Source organism: Caulobacter sp. HMWF025 (assembly GCF_003060965.1).
Lineage (GTDB): Bacteria > Pseudomonadota > Alphaproteobacteria > Caulobacterales > Caulobacteraceae > Caulobacter.
This window is the reverse complement of record NZ_QAII01000092.1, coordinates 1-2,020: the sequence shown is the minus strand read 5'-3', so window position 1 is coordinate 2,020 and position 2,020 is coordinate 1. Positions and strand designations below refer to the sequence as shown.

Here is a 2,020-nt window from a genome sequence, read left to right as displayed (position 1 = left end):
CCCGACACCCGCCCCCTCCAGGCCTGCGGCCCTCCTTCCCCGGAGGGGGAAGATGGGAGGCATCGCGGCACAGCCGCACGCGCCGTTCTCCCCATCACCCCTGCTTCTGGGACATGCGCCGGGCCAGCACGATGGCCAGAACGGCCGGGACGATAAGGGTCAGGACCGTGTCCTTCACGGCGCCGGTCATGCCGCTGCCGGTGATGTTTTCCAGCAGATCGACGGCCTCGTTCAAGATCTGGATCGCGGCGACGATGCCCAGCGAGAGCCACGGCCGTCGGGTCAGGAGGACCAGGGCCAGGAAGATCGCCGCGCCGATCACGGCGTGCAGGGCGTTGTCGTTCAGGCCCGACGCCTGCTTGATGGTCTCTTTGACGTGGTTCCACATGGGCCGCTTCTTCCCCACCGCCTGTGTCAGGCCTGCCCCTGACCCCTGCACCATAGGACGGGGTGCGGCGATCGTCAGCCCGATCCGGGCCTTTACCGGTGGCGATGACGGTGCGGCCGGTCCGGTGGGGGGGCTGCGGCGGTTCAGATCCAATCCACCCGGCACCTGCCCCCTCCGGGCCTGCGGCCCTCCTCCCCCGGAGGGGGAAGAGGGGAGCCCCCCACCAGCTGCCGTTTGACTCCCAACACACTGTATGTCACACAGTGTGCGTCACACACCATGTGGCGCACACGATATGGCGCACACCATGCCGAACGAGACGGACATCTTTGAACAGCTCCGCCAGGAGCTCCGGCGCGGGACGCTGATCCTGGCCGTGCTGGCCCAGCTGCGGGTCGAGCGGTACGGCTATGGCCTGCGCCAGGCGCTGTCGGCCGTCGGCATCGAGATCGACGAAGGGGCGCTGTATCCGATGCTGCGCCGGCTGGAGGGGCAGGGCCTGCTCGCCAGCGAATGGCGCGAGGAAGACAAGCGCAAGAAGCGCTTCTACCGCCTGTCCAGCGAGGGCGAGGCCGTGCTGGCCCGGCTGGCCGACGAGTGGCGCGCCATCAATTCCACCCTGCAACCCCTGCTCTGAAGGAGGCTCCCATGGACCTGCTCGACCGCTACCTGGGCGCCGTCGCCGCCCTTCTGCCCGCCGCCCAGCGCCAGGACATCGTCGCCGAGCTGCGCGACCTGCTGGAAAGCCGTATCGACGACAAGGCCGCCGAGCTGGGGCGTCCCTTGAGCAAGGCCGAGATGGAGGCCCTGCTGAACGGCTTTGGTCATCCGCTGGCCGTGGCTGGTCGCTATGGCCCGCAGAGGGCCCTGATCGGGGTGGAGCTCTATCCCTACTGGCTGTTTGCCCTGAAGGCGGCCCTGGCCGTCGCGGCCTTTGTCAGCCTGATCCCGGCCCTGGTGCAGATGGCCACCACAGACTGGGATGTGAGCCGGGCCTTCAGCCATGCGCTCGCGGGCTTCCTGCCCTTTGCCCTGCAGCTGGTCGGGGTAATCACCCTGATCGGCGCGGCCGTCGAGCGCGGCTGGATCAAGACCGGTGACTTCGGCCAGTGGCGGGTGTCGGACCTGCCGCCGGTACGGCCCAAACGCGGCTGGTTCCCGCCGCCGACCCGCTTCGAGGCCCTGTTCGAGCTCGTGGCCTGCGGGGTGTTCATCCTCTGGTGGGTCGGGCTGGTCGAGTTTCCGGTCGCCGAGATGGCCCTCACCCGCCACGACGGGGTGACAATGACCGTCGGCACGATCTTCAGCCAGCTGCACCTGCCGATCCTGCTGCTGGCCGTCGGTCAGGTAGTGTCGAGCCTGATCATCGTCCTGCGACCCGCCTGGATCGCGCCACGTGCGGTGGCGGAAATCGTGCTGGCGATCGGCGGCCTGATCCTGGCCGGCCTGCTGTGGCGGGCCATGCCGTGGCTGACCTTTAGCGGTCCTGACGGCCAGACCGAAGCCCTGGCCCGGCTGCAGGCCTGGCTCGACCTGACCCTCAAGGTGACGCTGGTGGTCGCCGCTTCGGTCAATGCCGGCAAGATCCTGATCGAGGGCTGGCGGCTGGTCCGCGCGGCGCGCGGCTGAGGC

At 69.0% G+C, this 2,020-nt stretch carries 3 protein-coding genes; 2 read left to right on the top strand and 1 reads right to left on the bottom strand.

The window, feature by feature from the left end:
* Positions 1-94 precede the first annotated feature (94 nt).
* Positions 95-388, bottom strand: coding sequence for a hypothetical protein (locus tag DBR10_RS10510; protein WP_108556325.1), 294 nt, complete (start codon positions 386-388; stop codon positions 95-97).
* 307 nt (positions 389-695) lie between these two features.
* Between DBR10_RS10510 and DBR10_RS10505 the strand changes: the two genes are divergently transcribed.
* Entirely contained in the window at positions 696-1,025 is a 330-nt protein-coding gene (locus DBR10_RS10505) for a PadR family transcriptional regulator (protein WP_108489541.1), read from the top strand.
* An 11-nt stretch (positions 1,026-1,036) separates the two neighbouring features.
* Positions 1,037-2,017 (top strand): hypothetical protein, encoded by a 981-nt coding sequence (locus DBR10_RS10500; protein WP_108556324.1) that lies wholly within the window; start codon positions 1,037-1,039, stop codon positions 2,015-2,017.
* Positions 2,018-2,020: the final 3 nt, after the last annotated feature.